The sequence below is a fragment of the Paenibacillus sp. FSL H8-0048 genome (assembly GCF_038002825.1).
GTDB lineage: Bacteria > Bacillota > Bacilli > Paenibacillales > Paenibacillaceae > Paenibacillus_AQ.
The window spans coordinates 5,979,938-6,005,231 of record NZ_JBBODF010000001.1; the positions used below are offsets into that span (position 1 = coordinate 5,979,938).

23 protein-coding genes and 1 riboswitch are annotated in these 25,294 nt (G+C 56.0%); of the genes, 17 read left to right on the forward strand and 6 right to left on the reverse strand.

The features are described from left to right. Positions 1 to 16: 16 nt before the first annotated feature. The 4 genes from NSU18_RS25925 to NSU18_RS25940 form a co-directional block, all read right to left on the reverse strand. Positions 17 to 1,408 carry an aldehyde dehydrogenase gene (locus NSU18_RS25925; RefSeq protein WP_341150395.1) on the reverse strand — a complete coding sequence of 464 codons (1,392 nt, stop codon included), beginning with the start codon at positions 1,406 to 1,408 and terminating at the stop codon, positions 17 to 19. A gap of 28 nt (positions 1,409 to 1,436) precedes the next feature. Continuing rightward, positions 1,437 to 1,739, reverse strand: coding sequence for an ArsR/SmtB family transcription factor (locus tag NSU18_RS25930; RefSeq protein ID WP_341016967.1), 303 nt, complete (start codon positions 1,737 to 1,739; stop codon positions 1,437 to 1,439). A 204-nt stretch (positions 1,740 to 1,943) separates the two neighbouring features. Continuing rightward, the gene (gene asd, locus NSU18_RS25935) at positions 1,944 to 2,735 is read right to left on the reverse strand and encodes an archaetidylserine decarboxylase (protein ID WP_341016979.1); all 792 of its coding nucleotides are present in this window, start codon (positions 2,733 to 2,735) and stop codon (positions 1,944 to 1,946) included. 91 nt (positions 2,736 to 2,826) lie between these two features. Continuing rightward, complete coding sequence (locus NSU18_RS25940; RefSeq protein ID WP_341016981.1) at positions 2,827 to 3,924, reverse strand: YheC/YheD family endospore coat-associated protein; 1,098 nt, start codon at positions 3,922 to 3,924, stop codon at positions 2,827 to 2,829. 219 nt (positions 3,925 to 4,143) lie between these two features. Between NSU18_RS25940 and NSU18_RS25945 the strand changes: the two genes are divergently transcribed. From NSU18_RS25945 to NSU18_RS25970, 6 genes are all read left to right on the forward strand, one after another. Further along, positions 4,144 to 8,598, forward strand: coding sequence for a WIAG-tail domain (locus NSU18_RS25945; RefSeq protein ID WP_341150396.1), 4,455 nt, complete (start codon positions 4,144 to 4,146; stop codon positions 8,596 to 8,598). A gap of 329 nt (positions 8,599 to 8,927) precedes the next feature. After that, positions 8,928 to 9,773 (forward strand): glycosyltransferase family 2 protein, encoded by an 846-nt coding sequence (locus NSU18_RS25950; protein WP_341150397.1) that lies wholly within the window; start codon positions 8,928 to 8,930, stop codon positions 9,771 to 9,773. After that, on the forward strand, positions 9,773 to 10,762 hold the full coding sequence (locus NSU18_RS25955; RefSeq protein ID WP_341150398.1) for a glycosyltransferase family 2 protein: 990 nt from the start codon (positions 9,773 to 9,775) through the stop codon (positions 10,760 to 10,762). The genes NSU18_RS25950 and NSU18_RS25955 overlap by 1 nt, the downstream gene beginning before the upstream one ends. Further along, positions 10,759 to 11,496 carry a glycosyltransferase family 2 protein gene (locus NSU18_RS25960; protein WP_341150399.1) on the forward strand — a complete coding sequence of 246 codons (738 nt, stop codon included), beginning with the start codon at positions 10,759 to 10,761 and terminating at the stop codon, positions 11,494 to 11,496. The genes NSU18_RS25955 and NSU18_RS25960 overlap by 4 nt, the downstream gene beginning before the upstream one ends. Positions 11,497 to 11,543: 47 nt before the next feature. Then, a complete protein-coding gene (locus tag NSU18_RS25965; RefSeq protein WP_339220012.1) occupies positions 11,544 to 12,275 on the forward strand; it encodes a sugar phosphate nucleotidyltransferase in 732 nt (243 codons plus the stop codon). 287 nt (positions 12,276 to 12,562) lie between these two features. Further along, positions 12,563 to 13,492: a hypothetical protein gene (locus tag NSU18_RS25970; protein ID WP_341150400.1), complete on the forward strand. Its 930-nt coding sequence runs from the start codon at positions 12,563 to 12,565 to the stop codon at positions 13,490 to 13,492. On the opposite strand, the gene NSU18_RS25975 is transcribed toward NSU18_RS25970, so the two are convergent. Beyond that, entirely contained in the window at positions 13,433 to 13,957 is a 525-nt protein-coding gene (locus NSU18_RS25975) for a GNAT family N-acetyltransferase (protein WP_341016987.1), read from the reverse strand. The two genes, NSU18_RS25970 and NSU18_RS25975, sit on opposite strands and share 60 nt — an antisense overlap. A gap of 261 nt (positions 13,958 to 14,218) precedes the next feature. Between NSU18_RS25975 and NSU18_RS25980 the strand changes: the two genes are divergently transcribed. The 9 genes from NSU18_RS25980 (at position 14,219) to NSU18_RS26020 (ending at position 21,814) form a co-directional block, all read left to right on the forward strand. Then, positions 14,219 to 14,512 (forward strand): nucleoside-diphosphate sugar epimerase, encoded by a 294-nt coding sequence (locus tag NSU18_RS25980; protein ID WP_081751236.1) that lies wholly within the window; start codon positions 14,219 to 14,221, stop codon positions 14,510 to 14,512. 33 nt (positions 14,513 to 14,545) lie between these two features. After that, positions 14,546 to 14,881 (forward strand): hypothetical protein, encoded by a 336-nt coding sequence (locus NSU18_RS25985; protein ID WP_036727122.1) that lies wholly within the window; start codon positions 14,546 to 14,548, stop codon positions 14,879 to 14,881. Next, on the forward strand, positions 14,878 to 15,165 hold the full coding sequence (locus tag NSU18_RS25990) for a hypothetical protein (protein ID WP_341016990.1): 288 nt from the start codon (positions 14,878 to 14,880) through the stop codon (positions 15,163 to 15,165). The genes NSU18_RS25985 and NSU18_RS25990 overlap by 4 nt, the downstream gene beginning before the upstream one ends. 19 nt (positions 15,166 to 15,184) lie before the next feature. Further along, positions 15,185 to 15,586 carry a hypothetical protein gene (locus tag NSU18_RS25995; protein ID WP_341150401.1) on the forward strand — a complete coding sequence of 134 codons (402 nt, stop codon included), beginning with the start codon at positions 15,185 to 15,187 and terminating at the stop codon, positions 15,584 to 15,586. 194 nt (positions 15,587 to 15,780) lie between these two features. Next, the gene (locus NSU18_RS26000; RefSeq protein WP_341150402.1) at positions 15,781 to 16,305 is read left to right on the forward strand and encodes a GNAT family N-acetyltransferase; all 525 of its coding nucleotides are present in this window, start codon (positions 15,781 to 15,783) and stop codon (positions 16,303 to 16,305) included. Positions 16,306 to 16,461: 156 nt separating this feature from the next. After that, positions 16,462 to 16,560: riboswitch (purine riboswitch) on the forward strand. Between the two features lie 62 nt (positions 16,561 to 16,622). Next, positions 16,623 to 17,960 (forward strand): 5'-deoxyadenosine deaminase, encoded by a 1,338-nt coding sequence (locus NSU18_RS26005; RefSeq protein WP_341016995.1) that lies wholly within the window; start codon positions 16,623 to 16,625, stop codon positions 17,958 to 17,960. Positions 17,961 to 18,203: 243 nt separating this feature from the next. After that, positions 18,204 to 20,102 carry an LTA synthase family protein gene (locus tag NSU18_RS26010; RefSeq protein ID WP_341016997.1) on the forward strand — a complete coding sequence of 633 codons (1,899 nt, stop codon included), beginning with the start codon at positions 18,204 to 18,206 and terminating at the stop codon, positions 20,100 to 20,102. Positions 20,103 to 20,111: 9 nt separating this feature from the next. Further along, the gene (gene wsfD / locus NSU18_RS26015; RefSeq protein WP_341150403.1) at positions 20,112 to 21,524 is read left to right on the forward strand and encodes a glycan biosynthesis hexose transferase WsfD; all 1,413 of its coding nucleotides are present in this window, start codon (positions 20,112 to 20,114) and stop codon (positions 21,522 to 21,524) included. A gap of 116 nt (positions 21,525 to 21,640) precedes the next feature. Then, a complete protein-coding gene (locus NSU18_RS26020) occupies positions 21,641 to 21,814 on the forward strand; it encodes an aspartyl-phosphate phosphatase Spo0E family protein (RefSeq protein ID WP_341017000.1) in 174 nt (57 codons plus the stop codon). A gap of 85 nt (positions 21,815 to 21,899) precedes the next feature. Here the strand turns inward: NSU18_RS26020 and NSU18_RS26025 are convergent, their stop codons facing one another. After that, entirely contained in the window at positions 21,900 to 22,664 is a 765-nt protein-coding gene (locus NSU18_RS26025) for an AAA family ATPase (protein ID WP_341150404.1), read from the reverse strand. Positions 22,665 to 22,919: 255 nt separating this feature from the next. Here NSU18_RS26025 and NSU18_RS26030 point away from each other — a divergent pair, with 255 nt between their 5' ends. After that, positions 22,920 to 24,017 carry a CgeB family protein gene (locus tag NSU18_RS26030; RefSeq protein WP_445321826.1) on the forward strand — a complete coding sequence of 366 codons (1,098 nt, stop codon included), beginning with the start codon at positions 22,920 to 22,922 and terminating at the stop codon, positions 24,015 to 24,017. Between the two features lie 32 nt (positions 24,018 to 24,049). Beyond that, entirely contained in the window at positions 24,050 to 25,183 is a 1,134-nt protein-coding gene (locus tag NSU18_RS26035; RefSeq protein ID WP_341017005.1) for a CgeB family protein, read from the forward strand. Positions 25,184 to 25,294 lie beyond the last annotated feature (111 nt).

The following is a 25,294-nucleotide window of genomic DNA, read 5'->3' on the forward strand; positions in this document are numbered from 1 at the left end:
TGCCGATTCTCTGGCATCATCTCAAGATCTTTCGAACCCACTTCACCCTGTCGCCATAAGGCGGGAACAAGAATGAAATGTCTATTTTCGTGCTCTTGCTGAGCACGCTCTTCGTGTGGGAGAACAGGTCGAAGCTGTATTTCCCGTGATAGGCGCCGATTCCGGCATGGCCCACTCCACCGAAGGGCAGATGTGGATTGGCCACATGGCTGATAGTGTCATTGACACAACCTCCGCCAAAGGATACGCGGCTGAGCACTTCCTGCCGTACATGGGAGTCTTCGGTGAATAGATATAGCGCGAGCGGCTTGGCCCGGTCATTCACCTGTTTAATGGCCTCATCCAATTGCGTATAACCGATAACGGGCAGAATCGGGCCAAAGAGCTCATCCTGCATGGCAGCGTCAGACCAGGAGGCTTGATCCAGCAGCGTAGGCTCGATATAGAGCTCCTCCTTGACGGTGTGGCCGCCGGCGTATACCTTTGCCCGGTCCGCTTCGAGAATGCCAGCAAGCCGCTCGAATTGGCGCTCGTTCACGATCCGGCCATAGTCTGGGCTCAGCCGGGGATCTGCTCCGAAGAAGTCGGTCAGGACGGTCTTCATCTTATCAAGAAGCGGTTCCCTAATCTCTTCATGAGCCAGAACATAGTCAGGGGCGATACAGGTCTGTCCGGCATTCATCATCTTCCCCCAGAGAATCCGCTTGGCGGCAACCTCCAGATTAGCCGTCCGGTCCACAATAGCCGGACTCTTGCCGCCTAATTCCAGGGTCAAGGGAACCAGGTTGCGGGCGGCCGCCTCCATGACGATCTTGCCCACCGGCACGCTCCCGGTGAAGAAAATGTAGTCGAAGGGAGCGTGAATTAACAGTGAGGTGGTTTCCTTCTCGCCCTCGACTACACTAATATAGTCCTTGTCGAAGGTTTCCTCGATCAGCTTCTTGATTACTGCTGCAACAGCCGGGGTATTCTCCGAAGGCTTCAGAACGGCTGTGTTCCCGGCTGAGATCGCTCCAATCAGCGGTTCAATTAACAGCTGGAACGGATAGTTGAACGGTCCGATAATCAGAACGGTACCATAAGGCTCCTTGTGTATGTGGCTCTTGGACAGACCGTGAAAGTAAGGTGTTTTGACCTTCTTCGGCGTCATCCACCGGTTAAGCTGTTTTTTTGTGTTTCGAATGCTGTCCAGCGTGAAGCCGATCTCCGTCGAGTAGGCCTCGAATTCGCTTTTGTGGAGATCCTGATAGAGAGCGGATAACAGATCCGGCTCGTACCGCCGGATCGCGTCCGACAACTTCTGAAGCTGTTCCTGACGAAATTTCGCACTAAGAGTGTAGCCGCTGCGGAATTTCTTGCGATGCTCCTGCAGAAGCTCTGTGACCTCCTCTTGCTTCCACTGTTTCATATGCTCCTCCTTATACTTAGATAATGATTTAGAGACAATCCTGCTCCAGGGCGGTTAATAATCTTCTTAACAGATCCACCGACTCCTGCATGGACAGCTCATAATAGCGTTGAGTGCCTGCTTGCTCGACCGTGACAACCCCTGCAGTTTTCAGCAGCTTGAGATGATGGGAGACCGCCGGACGCGATAGGGTCAGCTGCTCTGTAATTTCATTAACTGTCCTCCGGCCACTCTCGGAGAGATAGAGCAGAATATCCTGCCGGTGCGGGTCGCTTAGGACTTGAAGAATCGGCAGGCTTTCCCGGAAAATCGCAATTGCCTGTTTGCTCAATGTGGTCATCTCCTTTGCTTTATGATTAAATGTTTAAACATTTGGACCATTTGATGATTCTTAGGATACTCCTTTTTTTTCTCATAATCAAGTAGTGGATTCAATTACATCCAAATAACCCCCGCTCAAGGCCACGGTTTCGTGTCCTTGGGCGGGGGTTATTCTGTAGATTAGTCTTGTTATGCAGGCTGGGAGCACCTGGTGTTACACCGGCCGCCGCATCTCTCCCAGCAGCTCGCCCATCTTCACCTTCGTGTCCGGGGTAAGCCCCGGGCGCGGGGTGAAGGTGCCGCTCTCCATCAACAGAACAACCGTGGAACCGAATTCGAAATAAGCCAGGTCGTCACCGCGCTGCCATTCTTTGGCCGCCTCATCGGTGTAGCGGATACTGCTCACATTCATTGCGCCTACCTTGACCACGGCGGTCTCGCCATAGCTGCCGGCTATATAAGTAATCAGCCGTTCGTTACGGCTCAGGACACTCTTCATATGGCGCATGCCGAAATCATTCACGGGGTAAGCCCGTCCGCGGATATAATCGCTCTCCCTCAGCTGTCCGGTTAACGGGGAGTGAATCCGGTGATAATCGGTAGGGCTTAAGTAGAGGACAAAATAATAGCCTTTCTTGTACAGTTCGAGGTGTGGCGAGTGATTAAGCAAATCCTCCAGTGTATAATCCTGCCCCTTCACATTCATTATCGTGCCGCAGTTGATTTCGCCCATTGCCGTAATCATAGCGTCTACAGGACTGGCTACGGCATGCTCACCGCTGGCCACCGGGCGCATTCCCGGCTTCAGGCGGCGGCTGAAGAATTCATTCAGTGTACGGTATTCTCCGGCAGCCTTCTCCGCCTCGGCGGCAGGAATCTGATAGGAACGAATAAATACCGGAATCATAAGGCGGCTGAGTCTGCTGTGGGATAAAGCCCCCATCAACCTGGAAAGCCATCTGTGCGAGGATAGCTCGGTCATCAGCCGCAGCAATTGTTTAACCATGCCCATCTCCCTTCCATCATGCAGCAGTACAAATCCCGTGCCAAGGGACTCCACCCGCTCTGCATTATATTGACATAGAATAGGAGACAAATCAATAAGAGTTCATTCTTAATGCTTCTTCGTACAGATATCTGGCATAGCCCATAGGCTGGCGGTAGCTGTCTTTCCATACCCCGCGCAGTCCGGCCTTCTGGAAGCCGTAACGCTGGTCGCGCCCGTTGCATTCAATGAAATACAGATGTCCGTGCTTCGTGACACCGATGTCCAGACCGATATCGGCCAGCCCCGGCAGACTCTTCTCCAGCTCACGGGCGATGGCGAGACTGAGGGAGAGGACGGACATACGGATTCTGGCTGCCTCTTCTCCGGGGAATGCCTGCTCCAGGGCAAAAGAGGACTTCAGGGCTTCGCCCCCTCTGGCAATGTTCGATACAAAGCCGCCGGGCGCAGCCAGCTTGGCGAACAGGCCGGTGACCTGCCACGCTCCGCCCCAGCCCCGCTGTACTGTGACACGCAGGTCGAAGGGGCGTCCGTTCATCTCGGCCAGCGGAATCCGTTCCTGGACCAGATAAGGCACAGAAGAGAGCCGGGCGCGGAGGACCCGGGGAAGGGCGTCCGGGTTAACGGCTCTGCTAATCTTGCGTCTTGAGCCTGAGAGAGAGTAGCTCCAGAGCCAGCGGCCTTCGCCGCTGCGGGTGAGCCGCATAACGCCGTTACCTACGCTGCCCCGGCAAGGCTTGAGGATCAGATCCGGGTAGCGGCTCATCATCTCCCTCAGGCCGGAGAGTCCGCTTGCAGTGACCGGCAGATAAGCTTGCAGTTCGGAGCTGCGCTCCAGCAGGCCGTGAATCTGATCCTTGCCGTAGCGGTTGCAGCTGTTGTAGACCTGAATCCCTTGCCGCAGCAGGCGCTCAACACCGGTGCTGCCGGGAGCATAGATTGCCCGGTTGTGGATAACCTCCGGCGTAGGGACGGTCTGTCTGCGGTAGCCTTGCGGACCTTTCTTCATATAGACACTGCTGAAGCCGGACGCCACGTCGATGTCGGACAGCTTCACAAAGCAAGGGGTTAATCCGTATGCGGCGGCGGCCTCTTCGTAGTTGGCCAGAGATTCCTGTCCGGTTTTTAACCGGGGAACGCCCCCGTGCATAGCGGCATTTAGCAGTATCCCAACGAGCTTTTGCCCCATGTTCGTTCCTCCTGTTATCTTGAAGTACTTCCCGGCTGTTTTTATGTCTCCTGTCATTGTATGTATGTACGTGCCCGTAAGGGTTGGACGGATGCGCGGCGGCAGATGCCCTTTTTTGGAAGGAGAAGATTGGATGACGGTAAGGAGAAGGGTGTCATCCGCCTATGCTGCTGCATATGATGCCTAGAAGATACATTAGATGGAAGGAGGAGACTGCTTGTGAAGGGTCCCAAACGAAAACAGCAGCGCAGTGCCAAAAGACCGCTCTATTACGTGGATAATCCCGATACGACTGAACTTAGCATGATAGACAGCAGTCCCAAAACACAGAAACCCCAACAATCGGAAGCGGTGGAATCGGCAGAGGCAGAAGATATTACCCTGCAGGTGAGCGGGGTGGAGATGCTGGAAGTGACCACGCCGCTCCGGCAGACTGTACCTGCACTGGAGGGGAAAGAGGGAACGGTGACGGAAGAGTTACGCGTGCAGGAGGACCGTGCTGCCCTGCTTGAATCTGAGGTAACGGCTCCTCTGGAAAAAGAACGCCTGCAGCCCGTATACACCGATGATCTGTCTGATGGCGCCGTCACCGGTGCCAAGATTGCTCCACGGACCATTGACGGGTCCAGACTGAAGCATGGCATTATCGGCACACCCTGGCTGCAGGATTATGCGGTGCAGAGCATCAACCTTGCGGACCGGGCGGTTACCTCCTCGAAGATAGCGCCCGAGTCCGTTACCGGTGAGCATCTGGCGGAGAGCAGTGTCAGCGGGGGCAAACTGCTGGATCACTCCATTGGCGGCGAGAAGCTGAAGGATGGCAGCGTTGGTCCCGAGAAGCTGGCAGACCGGATGATCAGCGGAGAACATATTGCCGATGGAGCAATCAGCAGCAGGCATCTTAGTGAGTTCATTATCACAGCGGAGCTGCTGGATGACGGGGCGGTGACCGGTGAGAAGATTCTCAGCAGCAGCATTGACAGCCGCCATCTCAGCAACGGCAGTATTGACCGCTCTAAGCTGGCTGACGAAGCGGTGTCCGCCGACAAAATCGCCGATGGCGAGATCAGCGGTGTCAAGCTGGGTGATGCGGTGATCGAGAGCCGGCATGTAGGGGAAGGCGTTATTACCGCGAGGCATCTGGCACCGGGGGCTATTGGACGGGAACAGCTGGCGGCACGCCTGATCGGCAAGGAGCAGCTTCAGCCCGGTATTATTGAGAGCGGGCATCTTGCAGATGGGGCTGCCGGGTCCCGGCAGATCGCGGCGAAGGCTGTCCGCAGCCAGCACATTAACCCGGAGAGCATCCATGCGGACCATATCGCCGAAGGTGAGGTTGGCAGCCGTCATCTGGCAGACCGCAGCATTTCTTTTGTGAAACTGGCGGACGGTGCGGTAGGAACTACACAGCTGATTGAGCAGGCGGTTACCTCTTCCAAAATCGCAGATCAGAGCATTCTCGCCCATAAGCTGGCTGACGAAGCCGTGATGACGCGCCATATTGCGAAATCTGCAGTGCGCAGTGCGCAGATTGCCGCACAGGCTGTCACTTCGGCGCATTTGCAGCGCGAGGCCGTGGATAATTCTCATCTGGCTGCAGAATCTGTAGGCTCAGACCAGCTGCAGGAGCATTCCGTCCTGACCGGCCATCTGGCCAAAGGGGCAGTTACAGAAGAACAACTGGGGTATGAATCTGTTACAGGAGAACATATTAGCCCCCAGAGTATTACCGCAGCCAAGCTGGCGGACGGCAGCATCATTACCGCCAAGCTGGCCATGGGCGCGGTCGGAGGTACGATTCTTGCCAAAGAAGCGGTCAGCGGAGAGCATATTGCGGTCTGCGCCGTGGAGGAGAAGCATTTGGCGGACGGCAGCATCAGTGGGCGTGCGCTGCAGGAGGAGGCAGTAGATGCCGGTCATCTGGCATCCGGTGCTATAGAACGCCGGCATCTGGCAGACAGCAGTGTGACTTCATCCGCGCTGCAATCCGGTTCAGTAACGGCAGATAAGCTGTCCTCCGGTGCCGTCAAGGAGGCCCATCTTGCTGCGGCGATTGTGCAGCCGCATCATTTGGCTGACTATGCCGTCACTTCCCTGAAGCTATCGCCGGAGAGTGTCTCAACGGATAAGCTCGGTGATCTGGCCGTCACTTCCATTAAACTGGCGGACGGCAGTGTGAGTGCAGAGAAGCTGGCAGCCTCAGCAGTGCAGAGCGAGCATCTGTCGGAAGGCGCAGTCGGCCCGGATTCGCTGAAGGATACCTCTGTGCAAGGCAGACATCTGGCAGCGGGCAGCGTGGGTGGTGCACATATCCGGCCGATGTCGGTTGGCAACGGGCATCTTATTCCAAGCTCTGTCTCCTCCATCCAGATTCAGGATGGCAGCATCAGCGGCACGAAGCTGGCCGAGGGAGCGGTGGCTTCCCGCCATCTCACTCCCGGCAGTGTTGGCGGAAGCCAGCTGGCTGAGGCCTCAGTAGAAGGGCGGCATCTCGCGGATGGCAGTGTTAGTCTGGCGCATCTGGCGGAGGAGGTCCGCAGTGCGGAGCTACTGCCTAACGGCAGCATTGGCGCAGAGAAGCTGGCAGCGGGTGCTGTAGAATCAGTTCATTTAGCTGAAGCGAGTGTGCAGGCTGTTCATTTGGCGCAGGCAGCGGTGGAAGCCCGGCATATCGGTGCCGGAGAGATTACGCTGGCGCATCTGGCCAAGGAGGCGCGCAGCGCGGATCTTCTCCCGGATGGCAGCATCGCAGGCAGCAAGCTGGGAGCAGGGGCAGTAGGTGCCTTCCATTTGGCTGCGGGAAGTGTGTATAGCGGTCATCTGGCTGCGGATGCGGTAAGCAGCCGGCATATCCGCGCCGGCAGCATTCAGCTCAGTCATCTGGCTTCGGATACGCGGGGAGCGGACCTGCTGCCGGATGGAAGCATCGACGCAAGTAAGCTGGCTGAAGGTGCAGTGGGACCGCAGCATCTCCAGCCGCAGAGCGTGGACGCAGAGCATCTTGCAGGCGAAATCATTCAGGAGCGTCATTTGGGCTCAGGAATTATCCGGCTTACGCATCTGGCGGAGGAAACGAGAAGTGCGGAGCTGTTGCCGGACGGCAGCATAGGTGGAAGCAAACTGGCCGAAGGCGCAGTGGGATCGCAGCATCTCCAGCCGCAGAGTGTGTATGGAGAGCATCTGGCAGGCGGAATCATTCAGGAGCGTCATTTGGGCTCAGGAATTATCCGGCTTACGCATCTGGCGGAGGAAACGAGAAGTGCGGAGCTGTTGCCGGACGGCAGCATAGGTGGAAGCAAGCTGGCCGAAGGCGCAGTGGGACCGCAGCATCTCCAGCCGCAGAGTGTGTCTGGAGAGCATCTGGCAGGCGGAGTGATTCAGGAGCGTCATGTGGGTTCAGGGATTATCCGGCTTGCGCATCTGGCCGAGGAGACGAAAAGTGCAGAGCTGCTGCCGGATGGCAGTATTAGAGGAAGCAAGCTGGCTGCGGGTTCTGTGGGCTCTATCCATCTGGCTTCCGGCAGTATCTATGGCGGTCACCTGGCGCCTGAAGCTGTGGACAGCTGTCATATCCGGCCCGGCAGCATCAGCCTGGAGCATCTGGCTCAGGATGCCCGGACCTCCGAGCTTTTGCAGGACGGCAGTATTACAGGGGGGAAGATTGCACCTCACAGCATTGGAACCAGGCATCTGACGGAAGGCGCAGTAGGGAGCTCAGAGCTGCAGGATGAGGCAGTGGATGGGTCCAAAATCTCTTCCTTTGCCATCCAGTCCCGGCATCTGGAAGAAGACAGCGTGCAGAGCTACCACATTGTTCAAAATGCGGTGAGCGGGGATCATCTGGCGCCTGATTCAGTGGATAGCAGCCATCTCCGCGCGGGCAGCATCCAGCGTGAGCATCTGGCAGAGGGCACACTAACCTCTGAGCTGCTTGGAGAAGGCAGCATAGACGGCAGCAAGCTGGCGCCAGGAGCGGTGGGGCCTAATCATCTGGCTCCGGGCAGCATCTACGGAGGCCATCTGTCTCCCGGAATCGTTGACGGGCGCCATATCCGGCCCGGCAGCATCGGCCTGGAGCATCTGGCCGGGGATGCGCTGACCCCTGAGCTGCTCCCGGACCACAGTGTGAACGGAGCGAAGCTTGCGATTCACAGCGTCGGCACCGGACATCTGGCTGAAGGTGCGGTAGGCAGCACTGAACTGCAGGATGAGGCGGTTAAGGCTTCCAAAATCGCTCCCTTTGCCGTCCAGTCCCGGCATTTGGAAGAAGGCAGCATCCAGAGCCACCATATTGCTCAGGGTGCAGTGAACGGAGATCATCTGTCTCCGGGATCAGTCAATGCGGAGCATCTGTCCTTCCATCCCGTACAGAGTGTCGGGAACCGCGATGTTTTGCAGCAGTTCGGGATGACGGCGTTTATGTTCAATGGTGAGGCGGAGAGTGTGGAGGTGACGGTTTCTTTTGACGAGAGCTTCGGCCATACCGGCTATGTGCTGGTTGCCATGGCTAACCAGCCGTACTTCCATGCGTCGCTGAAGAACAGAACGGGCGGTGAAGCAACGATTGAGGTAGTGCGGCTGCGTGAGACCCAGCATTTCTATGGCGTACTGTCATGGATTGCGCTAGGCACTCCGCTGGTCAAACCTGCTGTGGAGCATCGCGCTTTTGACTGATTCAGGGCAGGATAATATTGTACATGAGGCGCAGCCGCGGGCTGCGCCTTTTGTGCATGGTTACGCCAGCATATATAGGCTTCACGCTATACAATTCTGCTAATTGTAGAAGCAGGGAGGCCGGGAGAAATGTTGTAGGGGCTATGATCTGAAGTTTTCCTCCTGTAAGCGATCCCTTTCCGGCTTATTGCCGGGTGGAGGCATATAGCGGCATTTGTCCAATTATCTGCGCTCGGGGAGACACTTGCCGTTACCGGGGGTGGCGGGATACATAGACTATGGTGTAACCCTCAGCCCGGGAGCAGCCCTGTGAAGGAAGGTGGATGAGCATGAAAAGAAAAGGAACATCTGCCCGCCGCACGGGGCGGCGGGCAACCCGGACAGCACGGCGGCCGGTGGCACGGCCGGTACGGCCTGTTATACCGCCGCCTGCGGTGAATCATCCGCAGCCTGAGGTGTCGGTTATTATTCCGGCCATGAATGAGGCGGCGACGATTGCCGCGGTAATCGCCGGAGCCAGAGGCGTTCATCCCCGCTGTGAGGTTATTGTGATTGTTAACGGTTCTGCGGATCAGACCGCAGAGATTGCGCGCTCCTGCGGAGCGAACGTAATGGTCTATGAACAGCCGCTCGGGCATGATGTCGGGCGAAGCGTAGGCGCTGCGGCGGCCAAGGGAACGGTTCTGCTGTTCACGGATGGGGATCTGGTCATCTCCGCCTCGCAGCTGCGTCCCTTCGTGACCGCGGTCAGCGGCGGAGCGGATCTGGCACTGAATGATTACTCCGGCCCGGTCCGCAGCAGAGTTCCGCATCCGGTGGTGTTATCCAAGCATGCGCTGAATCTTCTGCTCGGAAGGTCTGAACTGAAGGGCTGCTCCTTGACTGCCGTTCCACATGCGATTAGCCGCAGGGCGCTGGAGGTGCTGGGCAGCGGCCTGCTGTCGAGACCGCCGCTCGCCCATGCGCAGGCGGTGCTGGAGGGCCTGGTTGTGACAGCGGTGCATAACGTGCCTGTAGGCAGGATGAACGCGGTCCGCCGGAAGCACAGCGGCAGCGATCCTTTGCAGGAGGCTATCCTCAGAGACCACCTGGATGCCGTTGCCCTGGTGCTGGAGCGCAAGGGCGGCCGGGCAGGCTTCGGGGACGGCACCCGGCGAAGGGAGTTGGTGAGATGATGGAAGAGCGGCAAGTATCCGTCAGCGGCCGGTCTTCAGCAGGGCGTACAGCCCCCAGAAGCAGCGGCTCTAAAGGCCGCACCGCCGGACGCGGCACTGCAGTGCGCAGAGGCGCGGTCAAGCAGCGGCCTGCACAGCGCCGCAGCAAGCCTGCGGGGAACGGGCCGGGCCTTTCCCGCTCCAAGCGGAAGCCCGCTTCCGGGCGGGGGGGCCTGCCGCTGCCGGCATCGCAAGGCTCGCTGTCGGTCATTATCTCGGCCCGGAATGAGGAGCAGACTTTGCCGAAGCTGCTGGAGCAGGTGGAACGCCTGAAGCCGCAGGAGATTATTGTGGTGCTGAACGGCTGCAGCGACCGCAGCTTTCAGCGGACCCGGTTATGCACTCAGGCGAGCATAGTGTACATTCCGGAATCTGCCGGACATGATGTGGGGCGTTCGCTGGGCGCCAAGCTCAGCCGGGGGGATATCCTGTTGTTTCTGGATGGCGATATGGTGATCTCTGCCGGGCAGCTGTCTTCCTTTGTGGCTGCGGTGGACCGGGGGGTGGATGTGGCGCTCAACGATCTTGATCCGCTTCTGCCGCCCTTCGGGCTAAGTGATGCGGTTACCCGTTGCAAGCTCTACCTGAATCAGGTTCTGGGCCGCCCGGATCTCGGAGCAAGCTCCATGACAGCCGTTCCGCATGCCTTATCCCGCCGGGCACTGGAGAGAATCGGCTACCGCGAGCTGATGGTGCCGCCTCGGGCGCTGGCGCTCTCTATTCTGGGCCGTCTGCGGGTGGAAAAGGCCGGAGGGGTGAATGTGATTAAGCAGAACCGGCTGCGTCAGGGCAACACGGGAGCCGGCAATGCCATGGAGCAGCTGATTGCCGGTGATCACGCGGAAGCGCTGGTGTGCGTGATTGCCCACCAGCAGAGCAGCGGACAGCTGCCGGCCGAGAACCTGCTGGAGCACCGCAGGCAGATTGCCGCCTGGAGGAATGCGCTATGACAATGACGAGCATTATTATTCCTACGTATAACAGGCTCGGGCTGCTGCGCTCCTGCGTCGAATCGATCAGAGCGCATACCCGGTCTGCCTTTGAGATTATTGTAGTGGACAATGCCTCGGATGATGGTACCGAAGCCTACTGCCGCGCCAGCAAGCTGAAGTTCATCTCCCTCCCGGAGAATCGCGGTTTTCCGCTGGCCTGCAATATCGGGCTGCAGCTGGCTGCGGGGGAGGAGCTGCTGCTGCTGAACAATGACGTTATTGTGTCGCAAGGCTGGCTGGATAATCTGAAGAGCGCTTTGTACAGTGCCCCTGATATAGGAATTGTCGGACCGGTGACGAATTATGCCAGCGGACGGCAGCAGGTACAGACCGGCTATACCGATATTGCAGGCTTCCATGCTGAGGCGCTCCGGACTAATATTCCTGATGCAGCGAAGTGGCAGGAGACCCGCAGGCTTGTAGGTCTGTGCTTTTTATTCAAAAGACAGCTTATGGACGCGATCGGCCTGCTCGATGAACGGTTCTCGCCGGGCCATTATGAGGATGACGATTACTGCTACCGCGCCCGGCTGCAGGGGTACCGGCTGCTGATTGCCGGAGATTGCCTGGTTCATCATGAAGGCAGCGCCAGCTTCAAGGAGGTGTATTCCGCCTCATTGCAGGAGCTGGTGGAGCGCAACCGCAGGATTTTTATGGAGAAATGGCATGTGGACCCGTCGCAGTTCATCTGAGGCCGCTGGCCGAAGGCAAAAGACGTAGAGAAAGAGGAGGAACGTAAGTGAAAGGAGTCATACTGGCAGGCGGAACAGGAACAAGGCTATACCCGCTCACCCGGCTGATGAATAAACATTTGCTTCCGGTCGGCAAATACCCTATGGTGTGCTACGGGATTGAGCGGCTGCGCCAGGGGGGGATCACCGATATTCTCCTGGTTATCAGCAAACAGTCCGCAGGACAGTACACTGACTTTTTGGGCAGCGGCGCGGAATTCGGCGTCTCTCTGACTTACAAAATCCAGGAGGCGGCAGGCGGCATCGCAGAAGCGCTGGAGCTGGCGGAAGGATTCATCCTGCCGGGAGAACGGTTTGTCGTGCTGCTGGGGGATAATTTGTTCATGGATAGTCTGGAGCCTTACGTGAAAAGTTATCTGCAGCAGCCGGCGGGGACCGCGAAGGTGCTCCTGAAGCCTGTCGAGGATGCGCGCAGATACGGGGTTCCGGTGTTTGACAGCGCCGATGCTTCCCTGATTGCATACATTGAAGAGAAGCCGGAGCAGCCCAAGACGAAATTCTGTGTTACAGGCATATATATGTATGATGAAGCTGTATTCGATATCATCCGCCGGATTTCGCCTTCCAGGAGGGGCGAGCTGGAGATTACCGATGTGAACAACCTGTATGCCGTAGAACGCAAGCTGAGCTATGATGTGCTGCAAGGCTGGTGGAGCGACGCAGGAACCTTCCAGTCTCTGCGCGAAGCCGGAGATAAGCTGAGAGATACGCTGCCCTGAGGGGCGGCGTTTTTTTGAAATAGAAGAATTTATATGTTTCACGCTATACACTATATTTCTATTTCTCGCCGAAAAGGTACCGTCCTTTAAAAGGACGGCAAAGCCGTCTCCAATCTGTAAGTTAGGGTGATTATGGAGGACGGGGAAAGGGAGGGGAGAGCGGGAAAGGCAAGAGCAATTAGTTGGCTACATAGGAAGAGGATGGGGATTAAAGTAAACTTGAGTGGTCAAAGGTAACTAAAGGGATAAACCCCTCTGAATTTGCCGGAAGTGGGCTGGAGGCTGGAATGAGAGGGATAAATCCCTCTGAATTCGCCGAAAGTGGGTTGGAGGCTGAAATGAGAGGGATAAATCCCTTAGAATTCGCCGAAAGTGGGCTGGAGGCTGAAATGAGAGGGATAAATCCCTCTGAATTCGCCGGAAGTGGGCTGGAGGCTGAAATGAGAGGGATAAATCCCTCTGAATTCGCCGAAAGTGGGTTGGAGGCTGAAATGAGAGGGATAAATCCCTTAGAATTCGCCGAAAGTGGGCTGGAGGCTGAAATGAGAGGGATAAATCCCTCTGAATTCGCCGGAAGTGGGCTGGAGGCTGAAATGAGAGGGATAAATCCCTCTGAATTCGCCGGAAGTGGGCTGGAGGCTGGAATGAGAGGGATAAATCCCTCTGAATTCGCCGGAAGTGGGCTGGAGGCTGAAATGAGAGGGATAAATCCCTCTGAATTTGCCGGAAGTGGGCTGGAGGCTGGAATGAGAGGGATAAATCCCTCTGAATTCGCCGAAAGTGGGTTGGAGGCTGAAATGAGAGGGATAAATCCCTTAGAATTCGCCGAAAGTGGGCTGGAGGCTGAAATGAGAGGGATAAATCCCTCTGAATTCGCCGGAAGTGGGCTGGAGGCTGAAATCAGGGGCACAAATGCCCCTGAATCCCGCCGCAAGCGGGCGCAGGGGGCGAAAGGCGGCCGAACTGCCACAGCGGTCACTATCACCACCACCAGTATACCGCCGTCAGCATACCGCCGTCAGCAAATCGCCGCCAGTATACCGCCGTCAGCATATCGCCGCCAGCATACCGCCGTTAGCATACCGCCTTCAGCATATCGTCCGCACATATCGCCCCAGCTTGCAGCCCTCAGCATACCGCCTTCAGTAATATCACCATCAGCTATTGGCTGGCCGGGCGATTCTCCACCAGAACAAATCCTCGGTCTCGCGGTATAGCTCCGCACCCAAATGTTGCAGGACGCGGTGGGAGGCGAAGTTATCCTTCTCTGTATCTGCAATGACCCAGCGTGCACCGGGATGGCTGAAGATCCAGGCGGTGATCTGCCGCAGCGCTTCTGTGGCATAGCCTTGGCCCCGGTATCTCTCGTCCAGGACGTAACCGACGATGACTTCCCCTTGTTCGTTCGGGCGGCCTTTGAGGATCAGGAAGCCAATGAGCTGCTTCTGCTCCCGGTGGATGATGGCCCACATGGTCAGCCAGCGGTAGTTATCTTCATCCTGCAGCACCTTGGCATGCCTGACCCGCATCGCATAGCGCATCTCTTCATCATCCAGCAGGGTGGCGGTGCCCGTCACGTTCAGGTCCAGCCTCTGCTCCAGCCCGGCGTAATCCTGTAAGGCTAACGCCAGCTCTGAAGCGCCCAAGGGGGATAGGTCCAGGTGTTCGCCTGTTAGTTTCATAGATTACCTCCAGTTCTAATCGGTACATACGCGGACATACATCATTTGGATGTATTTTCAGCCAAGCATAGTCTGCCGTCCCGTTCCTTGTCAATATACTCCAGCCTACAGCCTTCCCCATACCTTGAAGCGGACACGGGGATTTGACGTCTAAATTAATGGTCATCGTGCGATATGTTCCAGCCCAACTTGCGGCGCTTCTCCGGCACCGCCAAGGCGGATGCCGCATATGCTGTAGCAGGGCGTTTGAGCAAAGGAGACATGAAGGTGCAGAGTAAAATTACAAAAGTCCTGCAGCACATGGCCCATACGCACGAACAAATGGCACGGATTCTCGACGCCGAACGCCATGTAGCCGTCCGTATGTCGCAAATAGTTCACGATCTGCCGGATGCGGACCCTGATTTCGGCGGATTCAGTGGGCTGGTGGAAAGCTCAGGCCAAGTCAACAAAAACATCATTGCTTACCTCAATGCACTTGCCGATCTCGAAGAGGCGATGGCAGAGGGAGTGGGCAGGGTCATCAAGGAATTAAACGGTCAGGAAGAAGAGTAAGGGTAACGTGTAACCTGAGCAAGGAGGCGGAGGATGAGCAGAGAAAAGGCATATCTGCAAATGCTGGAGTCAACCGCTGCCATCCAGTGGAACATCGCGATGATTCTCGAGGCCAAAGCGGTGGAAGCGGAAAAAGTGAAGCAGTGGACCCATCATCACATCCACGCTAGAGCATTCGACTCCCACGAAGACCAGCTGAAGGAATCCATCTCTATTCACGAGGTGATCGTGGAAATGGTAGAGGGGCTGACGAAGCTGGAGAACGGGCTGTACAGCAACCTGAAGGCGGTGCTGGGCAGCGGGGAAGACGAGGGCGGCGATTTCGGCGGGGATGGCGAGGGCTTCAGCTTCGGGGACGACAGCAAATGAGCGGCGGGCTGCTCTCCGAACATGCCGTCAAGCTGGAGATGATCCGCTCGATCGCCCGCAGCCAGGCAGCGCTCGCAGCCATCCTCGAGAGTATTGCTGAAGTGACGGGGCAATCGGAGCTGACAGCCCGCAAGCTGAGCGACAATATCAGGATTCTTAGCGGGTACCAGAGTTCAATGTGCCGGATGATATCCGGTATTTCATTGCATGAGCCCAAAGAAGGAGTGCCTGCAGCCCCCTGGCTGAGCAAGGTCTGCTCAGAGGGGAACGCCAGGAGTAGATGAAGTACAGGAGGCGTAGAAGATGAAGAGAAAGAGACAGGGCAAGCTTGGTTCCACGGGCAAGGGGCGCAGACGCAGACCGCTGCTGTCGCGGAAGACACGAATACGCAAAGGTCCCGGACGCAAATCGCGCAAGGGTCTGCTCGGCAAGCCGGGGAAGAAATCCCTGCAGCTGCGCAGAAAAAGAAGACTACGCAGACGGCTGCTCCGCAAATCCCGAGTGGTTAGGCCGGTACAGGTCATCCCGGCTATCGAGCCCCCTCTAGAGCCTCAGGTGATTCCGCTCCCCCCGGATCTGGGCGTCCCGCCGGAACTGCCGCCGGGAGACGCCTATCAGCAGGGCTACACCGAAGCATACAACGTGGGGTTCGACGCAGGTTTCGCCAAGGGCTTCGAGGACGGGCATAAGCTGGAGCTTGGCTGACAGCGCCGCAGGCACAGCAGCATGCAGGCCGATACAGCGGCTACAGGGGCTGGCGCATATTGCGCCGCCCCTATAGCACATGGGGAACTTTGGGATAAGGCGGGCTATCGGAATTTCCGGCCGGATATGGTAGACTTCTTAACAGAATCTTTACCGGGTTCACTATTCGGGCAGGAAAGCGGGGAACGCACATGATGGGGAATGAGATACGAAGAGCACGGAGTGAAGAGATCCAGGAGATCATGAATCTGATTGCCAAATGTGTACAAGTTATGCAGGCAGGCGGAAGCGATCAATGGGATGAAGGGTACCCTAACCGGGAAATCATTAGTGAGGATATCGTTAAGGGAACCTTGTTTGTCTGCCTGGAGCATGAGGCGATCGCCGGAATTCTTGTGCTGGATGAGAACCAGGCGGAGCAATATGCAGGCATCGAATGGGAACAGCAGCAGGGGCCGCATCTGATCATGCACCGGCTTGCGGTACATCCCGAGATTCAGGGGAGAGGGATTGCCCGGCGGCTGATCGCCTTTGCCGAGGATTTCGCCCGCAGCAGCGGGTACAGAAGCATCCGGCTCGATACATATGCGAAGAATGACAGGGCGCTTAAGCTGTATCCTTCACTTGGGTATTGGCAGAGAGGCGAGATTCGCTTTCCCGGCCGTACCGCAGCTTTTCCGGTGTTTGAGAAGGTGCTGACAGAGAATATGAAGAACTAATTTTCAATTGTGTGAGGTAATATTACATTTAACCTTGATTTTCAAGTGTTAAAATGTTAAAAAGTGCCCTATCCTCATTGATTCAGATATTTATGGTAACTTTAATAACTTTTGTTGACAGGAAAGTTGTCTTTCGATTATGATGGGATTATTCATAAGCAATGGAATAGTCCTTTTCGTATATCCTTAATAATTGGTTTAAGGGTCTCTACCGGGAACCGTAAATTTCTGGCTACGAAAATATGCTGAGGCATATTTTTGTGGCCTTTTTGTGTTAGTGATCAGCCGGACATCAACAAGACTAGGGGGAGAAGACAATGGCGAATATCCTGATCAAGCATGCGGAGATTATTACGATGAACAAGCAGGAAGACATTATATACGGCGATATCCGCATCGAAGGTGATCTGATTGTGGAGATTGGCACCGGCCTTGAAGTGAAGGGGGATGAGCTTGTCATCGACGCCAGGAACCGGACGGTTATCCCCGGCTTCATCCAGACGCATATTCATCTCTGCCAGACGCTGTTCCGCGGCAAAGGAGATGATCTGGAGCTGATGGACTGGCTGCGCAAGCGGATCTGGCCGCTGGAGGCGGCGCATGATGAGGAGTCGCTGTACTATTCGGCCATGCTTGGTATTGGGGAATTAATCACCAGCGGCACAACGACCATCGTGGATATGGAGACGGTACATCATACGGATTATGCCTTCCAGGCGATTGCGAAGAGCGGTATCCGCGCCCTGTCAGGGAAGGTCATGATGGACCGGAAGAACCCCGATGCACCGGCGGCCCTGCAGGAGGAGACGGCAGCTTCGCTGCAGGAGAGTGTGGATCTGCTGGAGAAATGGAACGGGTATGCGAACGGCCGGATTCAGTATGCTTTTTCCCCTCGTTTTGTTATTTCTTGTACGGAGCCGCTGCTGCGGGAGGTGCAGAGCCTCTCGGCCCGTTACGGGGTGAAGGTGCATACCCATGCTTCCGAGAACCTGGGTGAGATCGAGCTTGTGCAGGCGATGACCGGTATGCGCAATGTCGTCTATCTGGATCACCTGGGGCTGGCTAACGAACGTCTGATTCTCGCGCACTGTGTCTGGCTGGATGAGCAGGAGAAGCGGATTCTGCGGGACCGCGGGGTTCATGTCAGCCACTGCCCGGGCTCGAATCTCAAGCTGGCCTCTGGCATTGCTGACACGCCGGGCATGCTTCATGACCATATCCACCTCAGCCTGGGTGCAGACGGCGCGCCCTGCAACAATAACCTGGATATGTTCAACGAGATGCGTCTGGCGGCAGTCATCCAGAAGCCTGGGCATGGCCCGACTACGATGGATGCCCGGAGCGTCTTTCGGATGGCGACCATCGGAGGCGCGAAGGCGGTGGGGATGGAGGATCAGATCGGCAGCATCGAGGTCGGCAAGAAAGCGGATCTGGCTATCCTTAACCTCTATAATTTCCATACCTTCCCCTCCTATGATGTGGACCCGATCTCGCGGATCGTATACTCCGCCACCCGTGCTGATGTGGAGACGACGATGGTTGACGGTGAGATTCTCATGCACACAGGACGGCTGAAGACCATCGATAAGGAAGTCGTACTTCATGAAGCAAACCGTTCCATCAAAAGATTGCTGGGCAGCGCGCGGCTATCCTGAACGGAAGGGGCTTCACCGTCAGCTCTTAGATTCAAACCGTAGCCTAGCAGGGGACTTCGTGCCTCTGCTTTTTTTTGACCAGAAAAGAATAATGAACCTTTTCTCCCGCTCGGTTGTTTAATAGGGTGGCCCTCTTTTGATTCCCTTTACAAGTATTGCTATACTAGAGCAACGTGAGCTTTTTACAGAAACAAGGAATTAATTTTACACCACTATTAATGAAGAGAGTAAGAGGGGATTGCAATGAGAGAGGGCAAACCTGCGTCTGCGCAGGCTCATTTCTATATCGTGGCGGGACTGCTGTGGCTGAAGCTGATGCTGCTGAGAGGGCTGTTCTTCGACCGGATTGCCTGGGAGTGGATCGCTGCGGATCTGGCGCCGGTACTCCTGCTGCTGGGTGTACTGGCTGTAATCACACCCCGGCGGATGCGAAAAGGGGTCTTCTGGAGTTTAAATGGCCTATTGTCGCTGCTGTTCTTCGCGGCCAGTGTGTACTTCAATCATTTCGGCTCGGTACCTACCTATCTGGCGCTCTATGAGCTGAACCAGGTCTTTCAGGTAAAAGAGAGTGTGGAATCTACGATTGAGTGGATCGACTATCTGTTTTTTGCCGATCTGCTGATAGTGATGATCTATTCGCTATTCCGCAGATGGAAGAAGGGCTCTGCGCAGTGGCAGAGGGATAGTCAGCTTGCTCGCAGACCACGAAGCGTATATCTGGTGGTGCTGCTGGTGGCAATCCTTGGAGGCGGCTCGCTGTCAGCGTATTCGATTCATTCGGCCCGGGGAATTACCAATGAGCTGGTTCAGGCGGAGACGGCCGGATTCCTGAATTATGAGGTGGTGGCGGCGATCAAGGCCCGGGAGGATAACGGCCTCATCGGGACCGGTGATATTCAGGAGACGATAGCTAAGGTGCAAACGCTGGAGGCTACCTATCCATACAAGGCTGCGACAGGCGGACTGCCGGAGCATTTCGGATCGCAAAAAGGGAAAAACGTCATCATCATCCAGATGGAGGCGTTTCAGAATTTCCCGCTGCATCAGTCACTGGAGGGTCAGGAGCTGACGCCGGTGCTGAATGGCCTGGCCGCAGAGGGCTTTTATTTCCCGCATGTGTATCAGCAGGTAGGTCCGGGCAATACCTCGGATGCGGAATTCATGAGCAACACCTCAATCTATCCGATCGCTTCGCTGGCCATGTCCACAGGCTTCGGGGACCGGGAGCTGCCGGGACTGCCGCGGCTTTTACGGGATAAGGGGTATGAGGCGTATACGTTCCATGTGAACAAGGTGGGCTTCTGGAACCGGAATGAGCTCTATCCGGCGCTTGGCTTCAATGGATACTATGACAAGGGCTCCTTCAAAAATGACCATTTCAATTCGTTCGGGGCTTCCGATGAGCAGCTCTATGCTACTGCCGTGGAGAAGCTGGCGGTGCTGCATCAGAAGGGCACGCCTTTCTATGCCCAACTGGTGACGGCCTCCAGCCATCATCCGTTCAAGGTGCCGGACAGCTTCCGCCGCATTCAGGTGCCGGACAAGCTCCAGGGCACGATGCTGGGCGATTATCTGACCGCAGTGAACTATACGGATTATGCGATAGGCACGCTGATTGACGAATTGAAGCAGCAGGGGATGTGGGATGATACCGTGCTGGTGTTGTACGGAGACCATTTCGGCCTCCAGCCGAAGGATGTCCCGGCGGAGCAGGTAGAGGACGCGCTGGGCATCAAGTATGACGACCGGATCAGCCGGTTCAACATTCCGCTCGTGATCCATGTGCCCGGCATGAAGCAGGGACAGGTTGTGGAGCGGACCGGCGGACAGCTGGATGTGCTGCCGACGGTAGCCAATCTGCTCGGGGTATCGCTGAAGGACGAAGGGTTCACAGCGTTCGGGCATGATCTGCTGAATGTGGACCGCAACGTGGTGGGCATGCGCTATTATTTGCCGACAGGCTCTTTTTTCAATGATGAAGTATTGTTCGTGCCCGGTAAAAGCTTCGCGGACGGTGTGGCAGTCTCGCTGGATACGCATGAGCCCGTTAAAGATTTCAGTGCCTATCAGAGCGATTACGACTACATCCTGAAGCTGATGGGCTTATCTGATGAATATGCGAAGCTGCTTCCGCAGCGTTAGGAGGATGTTATGAAAAGATTATGGAAACCCGAGGTTCTCATCTCGCTGGCCGGTGCTGTGCTGATCCTATATTTGCTGTTCGTGCGGCCCTTCATAGGCGTTGCCGATAACGGCGATTTTCTGCGGATGATGAATACAGTGGGACTGAATTATTTTGATGCCGGGGAGGATTATGCGGACCGCTTCTTCAGCTACAGTCATTCTAAATTTGCCTATGATGATCTGTTCAAGGGCTTCTACCCGTCCTCGCAAATTCTGCTGGTGCTGGTGCCAAGGCTGCTTGCGGGGGTATTTCACGGCAGTTACTTCGATATCCGTCTTCTGGCAGTTGTATATGCAGTGCTGCTGCTGGCTGCCACGTGGATGATCGTCAAACTGGGCGCGAAAAGCTCCTATGCCACGGGACTGCTGCTGGGTGCGGGAATGCTGTTTGTGTTCTACGATATCGGCTATCTGGCTTATTTCAACTCTCTGTTCGGCGAACCCGTGTCGATGGTCTTCATGCTGCTTACGTTCGCGCTGGGTCTGAGGCTTACCGGGCAGGAGCAGCCGTCCTCCAAAGGACTTACGCTGTTCTTCGTGGCTGTGCTGTTCCTGATCTGCTCCAAAATCCAGAATGCCCCCGTCGGCCTCGCCTTCGCGCTGATCTTCCTGCGCCTGCGGACGCTGCATGGAACAGGCAACTGGCGTAAGCTGGCACTTGGGCTTGGGGTGGCTACAGCACTGGTATCCGTGATTATGTACGTGACAGCGCCGAAGGAGCTTAAGCATATCAACCTGTATCAGACGGTGTTCTTCGGCATTCTGAATGAGTCACCGGATGTGCGCGGGGATCTGCGCGACCTGGGGCTGCCGGAGCACCTGGAAGTACTGGCGGGGACGAATTATTTCCAGGGGGATACGGCGATCAAGCAGGATGATCCATCGCTGGGTCCGGATTTCTATGACCGTGTATCACATAAGGATGTGCTTTTCTTTTATATGAAGCATCCCGGCCGGTTAATAGAGAATATGAAGCATGCGGCTGCTAACAGCATGTCGATCCGTCCCTACTATCTCGGAAGCTATGAGAAAAGCGAGGGCAAGCCTGCGGGCGCGGTAGCAGGAATGTACAGCGGGTGGAGCGAGCTTAAGAACAAGCATCTGCCGCATTCCCTCGGATTCCTGGCAATTTTCTATCTAGTGTATTACGCCGGAGTGCTCTATCAATACTTCCGTACGAAGGAGGCAGCGGGGCGGATCGCCGGAGAATTGATGATGCTGCTGGGACTGATCGGGCTGTTCTCGTTCCTGGTTCCGATCCTCGGTGACGGCCGTGCGGATATCGGCAAGCATCTGTTCCTGTTCAATGTCTGCTTCGATATGATGGCGGTAGCGATGCTGGGCTGGACGCTGCATAAGCTGACGAGGCTGCTGAAATAACCTGTCATGTCAAACCCTTAATTGACCCCTAGCGGATTATAGAATACAATGTGTTTGGAACTTTAGTAAAAGAGTGGAAATGGCTTGATACAGCCTCATCCTACAAGGGGGCCGCTATGGGGAATGAAGAATACAAGGATAAGATCGAACAGGCAAGACAGGAACTGAACAAACTGGCCTTGGAGTACGGGATGCAGGATGTCCGGGTTCTCCGCCAATCGGTGAAGCTGGATGCGCTCCTGAATGAATACAGTGATTGTAATACAGAGAAGGATGACCAGCTTTATTAGAGAAATACAGAGCAGCTATGCCAATTCAAAAGACATCTCGGGCGTTCAACGCCTTGAGGTGTCTTTTTTAAGTTTTTGGGTTATTTTAACGGTCGTCCAGCAACTCGCGGAGCATCTTCTCCCGGTTAGTCATGAAGGCGCGGGTGACCGTGTAATGAGCCGTATCTTCCAGTGCAACAGGCGTAATACTCTCCCCCTCCAGCTGAAGAATATCCGCACCTGGATAGGACATCAGGATTGGGGAGTGGGTGGCGATGATGAACTGGGAATTCTGCTTCGCCAGCTCATGCATCCGCGCCAGCAGTGACATTTGCCGCAGGGGAGACAATGCAGCCTCGGGCTCGTCCAGAATATAGATGCCCTGTCCGCCAAAGCGGTGAACGAACGTGGAGAAGAAGGATTCTCCATGCGACTGCTCATGCAGCGAGCTTCCTCCATAGGAGTCTTTAATCCGGTTCCCCATGCCCGGCTCCTCATCCAGCTCATCGATATAAGAAGCTACATTGTAATAGCTCTCCGCACGCAGGAAAAAGCCGTCCTTCGGCCGCTTCACCCCTTTGGCAATCCGCAAATATTCATAGAGACTGGAATGCGAGGCACGGGTATTAAACGAGAAATTCAGCGTCCCGCCTTCCGGATTGAACCCCCAGGCAGCAGCAATGCCCTCCAGCAAGGTAGACTTTCCGCTGCCGTTCTCCCCTACAAGAAAAGTAACCTGCTTCTGAAAAGCAAGCCGTTCCAGGGTACGTACCACCGGCAGATTAAACGGATAGCTTCCGAAGGAAGGGACCGCATCGCGCAGCAGCTCGACATGGCGGAGATACAGCATAGGGCCATAGATTGAACTCATATCTTAGTGCCTCCTCGAAAGGTGATGCCTTTAATTGTAGATGATTTCCGCTGTACCCGCAAAGGACTTGAATAGGCTTCAGAGTGCAGGCTCTTCACTCGCTGGACAAGAGTGGATGAATTCTGCAGAGGTTCGGGCCAAGCGGGCGAATGACGGGGGGCATCAGCCAATTTCACCGCGACACAGACAGATGTCCATGAGGCGGATGCTGACTCCGCATATAGTACTACTGTCTTGAGAATCTAACGGGGCAGGGTGAAGGCCGTGAAAACAAAAAAGAGAGGCGGGCTTCCACGGGATTACCGGGATGGTTATCTGCAAGGGTACCATCTCGGCCTGTGCGAAGCCGTGAAGCGCCTGAATACCCCTGAAGCGGGGGAACGCCAGCCGTTAAAACTGATGTATGTTCCCCAGGGGTTTCAGGCTATCGATACGGGAGTCGCAGAAGCGCTGCGGCTGCTGGTAAGCGAGCTGATCATCTGTTCTCCGGAAACTATGCTGGAGGTGGCTGCGCGCGAAATGCCGGAGGCGGTGCTGGTGATGAACGGTCTGCATGTATTTCCGGAGAATCATCTGGAACAAATTACGGCAATACGGCAGCTGGGTATTCCGGCGGCGATCTGGTTTGTGGATGATCCTTATTTCACCGAGGACACATCCGTCATCTGCCGGCATTACGATTATGTATTCACGCATGAGCTGGGCTGTGTGGAATTCTACCGTTCGCTGGGGACGGCATCTGTGCACTACCTTCCGCTGTGCGTCAACCCCCAGATGTTCTATCCGCGCCACATCGGACCGCAATATCACTATGATGTCGTGTTCATCGGCAATGCCTTCCGCAACCGTACGGAGCTGTTCGATGAACTGGTCCCCTTTCTGCGGGGGAAGAAGGTGCTGATCGCCGGCGGATTTTGGGAGCGGCTGGCCCACTTCCAGGAGCTGTCTCCGTACATCAGAGAGGGCTTCATCCCGCCGGAGGAGACCGCCAATTATTACAGCGGCGCCAAGCTGGTCATCAATATCCACCGGCCCTGGGAAGGAGGGATGGATAACCGGAATACGTTCCAGCTTCCGTCCCTCTCCATTAATCCCCGGACCTATGAGATCAGCGCCTGCGGGACGATGCAGCTGACCGATATCCGGCAGGATCTGGATATCCACTACAAGCCGGGCAGGGATCTGGAGACCTTCGCTTCTGCCGATGAGCTGAAGCGCAAAATTGATTACTACCTGAAGCACGAGAAGGAGCGCCGCGGGTATGCGCTGCGGGCACTGCAGACCACGCTGCGCCGGCATACCTTTGCTTCACGTTTGCCTCATTTACTGGGTGTTCTTACTTCAAGAGGGTGAATTTCATTATGGATCAAAAGGAGCGAATACTCATGAACAATGAATTTATTATGCCTGCCCCGCCATTGCCGAGAACCCCTGCGGAGGAAGAGAAGCTGCGGGGCCGCCTGACCGGCTTCAAAGGCGGTTATGACGAAGGTTATCTGCGGGGCCGGCTGGCTGTGCTGGACGGACGCCCGGAGGAGCCGCAGCCGGTAAGGAATATCCATGTGATGTACGTGGCTTCAGGCAAGGGATACCCGTATTCACCGCTGGATGATGCAGTGCTCTTCGCTCTGCAGCGGCAGACGGTTCAGGTCACGATTACCGATGTGCGCCAGAATCTGGTGGAGCTGGCAGCCGCCCAGCGTCCTGATCTCGTGCTGGTGCTGGATGGTCTGGATTTGCCGCTGGAGCAGGTGGCTATTCTGCGCGGCCAGGGCATCAAGACCGCAATCTGGCTGACCGATGATCCGTATTACACGGATTTCACCATGAAGATTGTGGCCCATTATGATTATGTATTCACTCTGGAGCGTAATTGCGTAGAGATCTACCGCGGCCTTGGCTGCACGGAGGTCCACTATCTGCCTTTTGCCGCGCACCGTGAGCATTACCGTCCGACTACCGGCCGGTCGCCGGTCAGCCGGGATGTCAGCTTCATCGGGTCCGCGTACTGGAACCGGATTAACTTCTTCCGCGATATTATGCCGGAGCTGATGAGCTACAACACGGTCATTAACGGAATCTGGTGGGACCGGTTGCCTGAAGCGCCGCTCTATGGCGACCGGATTGAGATCGGCAAGTGGATGTCCCCTCAGGAGACGGCTGTAACTTACAGCGGCTCGAAGATTGTGATCAACCTTCACCGCTCGCATATCGACGATGCCGTCAACAATAACACGCTGTATATTCCGGCCGTATCGCCGAATCCGCGTACGTTCGAGATTGCTGCCAGCGGCACGCTGCAGCTCTGCGATGCCCGTGACGATCTCGGCTCCTTCTACAAGGTGGGCGAAGAGATCGACACCTACTCCAGCCCCCGCGAGCTGTTGGACAAAATCCAGTACTATCTGACGCACGAGGAAGAGCGCCGGGAGATGTCCCTCCGCGCCTTCGAACGGACGCTGAGGGATCACACGTATACCAGACGTCTAAGTCAGCTGCTCACTATAATTTACGGGTAAGCCAGCAGGGCAATCGTAGAACAGGCTGTCAGCAAAATGTGCGTATCACAGGGGACAGGTGTCGTGCCGGCATCTGTGCCCCCTCAATATACTGGAGTACCGGGCAGAGAG

Bases quoted from the DNA above. Each gene is read 5' to 3' on its own strand.
- NSU18_RS25925 (WP_341150395.1), bottom strand. From the start codon at position 1,408: ATGAAACAGTGGAAGCAAGAGGAGGTCACAGAGCTTCTGCAGGAGCAT.
- asd (WP_341016979.1), bottom strand. From the start codon at position 2,735: ATGGTTAAACAATTGCTGCGGCTGATGACCGAGCTATCCTCGCACAGA.
- NSU18_RS25940 (WP_341016981.1), bottom strand. From the start codon at position 3,924: ATGGGGCAAAAGCTCGTTGGGATACTGCTAAATGCCGCTATGCACGGG.
- NSU18_RS25950 (WP_341150397.1), top strand. From the start codon at position 8,928: ATGAAAAGAAAAGGAACATCTGCCCGCCGCACGGGGCGGCGGGCAACC.
- NSU18_RS25955 (WP_341150398.1), top strand. From the start codon at position 9,773: ATGGAAGAGCGGCAAGTATCCGTCAGCGGCCGGTCTTCAGCAGGGCGT.
- NSU18_RS25960 (WP_341150399.1), top strand. From the start codon at position 10,759: ATGACAATGACGAGCATTATTATTCCTACGTATAACAGGCTCGGGCTG.
- NSU18_RS25970 (WP_341150400.1), top strand. From the start codon at position 12,563: ATGAGAGGGATAAATCCCTCTGAATTCGCCGAAAGTGGGTTGGAGGCT.
- NSU18_RS25975 (WP_341016987.1), bottom strand. From the start codon at position 13,957: ATGAAACTAACAGGCGAACACCTGGACCTATCCCCCTTGGGCGCTTCA.
- NSU18_RS25980 (WP_081751236.1), top strand. From the start codon at position 14,219: ATGAAGGTGCAGAGTAAAATTACAAAAGTCCTGCAGCACATGGCCCAT.
- NSU18_RS25985 (WP_036727122.1), top strand. From the start codon at position 14,546: ATGAGCAGAGAAAAGGCATATCTGCAAATGCTGGAGTCAACCGCTGCC.
- NSU18_RS25990 (WP_341016990.1), top strand. From the start codon at position 14,878: ATGAGCGGCGGGCTGCTCTCCGAACATGCCGTCAAGCTGGAGATGATC.
- NSU18_RS25995 (WP_341150401.1), top strand. From the start codon at position 15,185: ATGAAGAGAAAGAGACAGGGCAAGCTTGGTTCCACGGGCAAGGGGCGC.
- NSU18_RS26000 (WP_341150402.1), top strand. From the start codon at position 15,781: ATGGGGAATGAGATACGAAGAGCACGGAGTGAAGAGATCCAGGAGATC.
- NSU18_RS26005 (WP_341016995.1), top strand. From the start codon at position 16,623: ATGGCGAATATCCTGATCAAGCATGCGGAGATTATTACGATGAACAAG.
- NSU18_RS26010 (WP_341016997.1), top strand. From the start codon at position 18,204: ATGAGAGAGGGCAAACCTGCGTCTGCGCAGGCTCATTTCTATATCGTG.
- wsfD (WP_341150403.1), top strand. From the start codon at position 20,112: ATGAAAAGATTATGGAAACCCGAGGTTCTCATCTCGCTGGCCGGTGCT.
- NSU18_RS26020 (WP_341017000.1), top strand. From the start codon at position 21,641: ATGGGGAATGAAGAATACAAGGATAAGATCGAACAGGCAAGACAGGAA.
- NSU18_RS26025 (WP_341150404.1), bottom strand. From the start codon at position 22,664: ATGAGTTCAATCTATGGCCCTATGCTGTATCTCCGCCATGTCGAGCTG.
- NSU18_RS26035 (WP_341017005.1), top strand. From the start codon at position 24,050: ATGAACAATGAATTTATTATGCCTGCCCCGCCATTGCCGAGAACCCCT.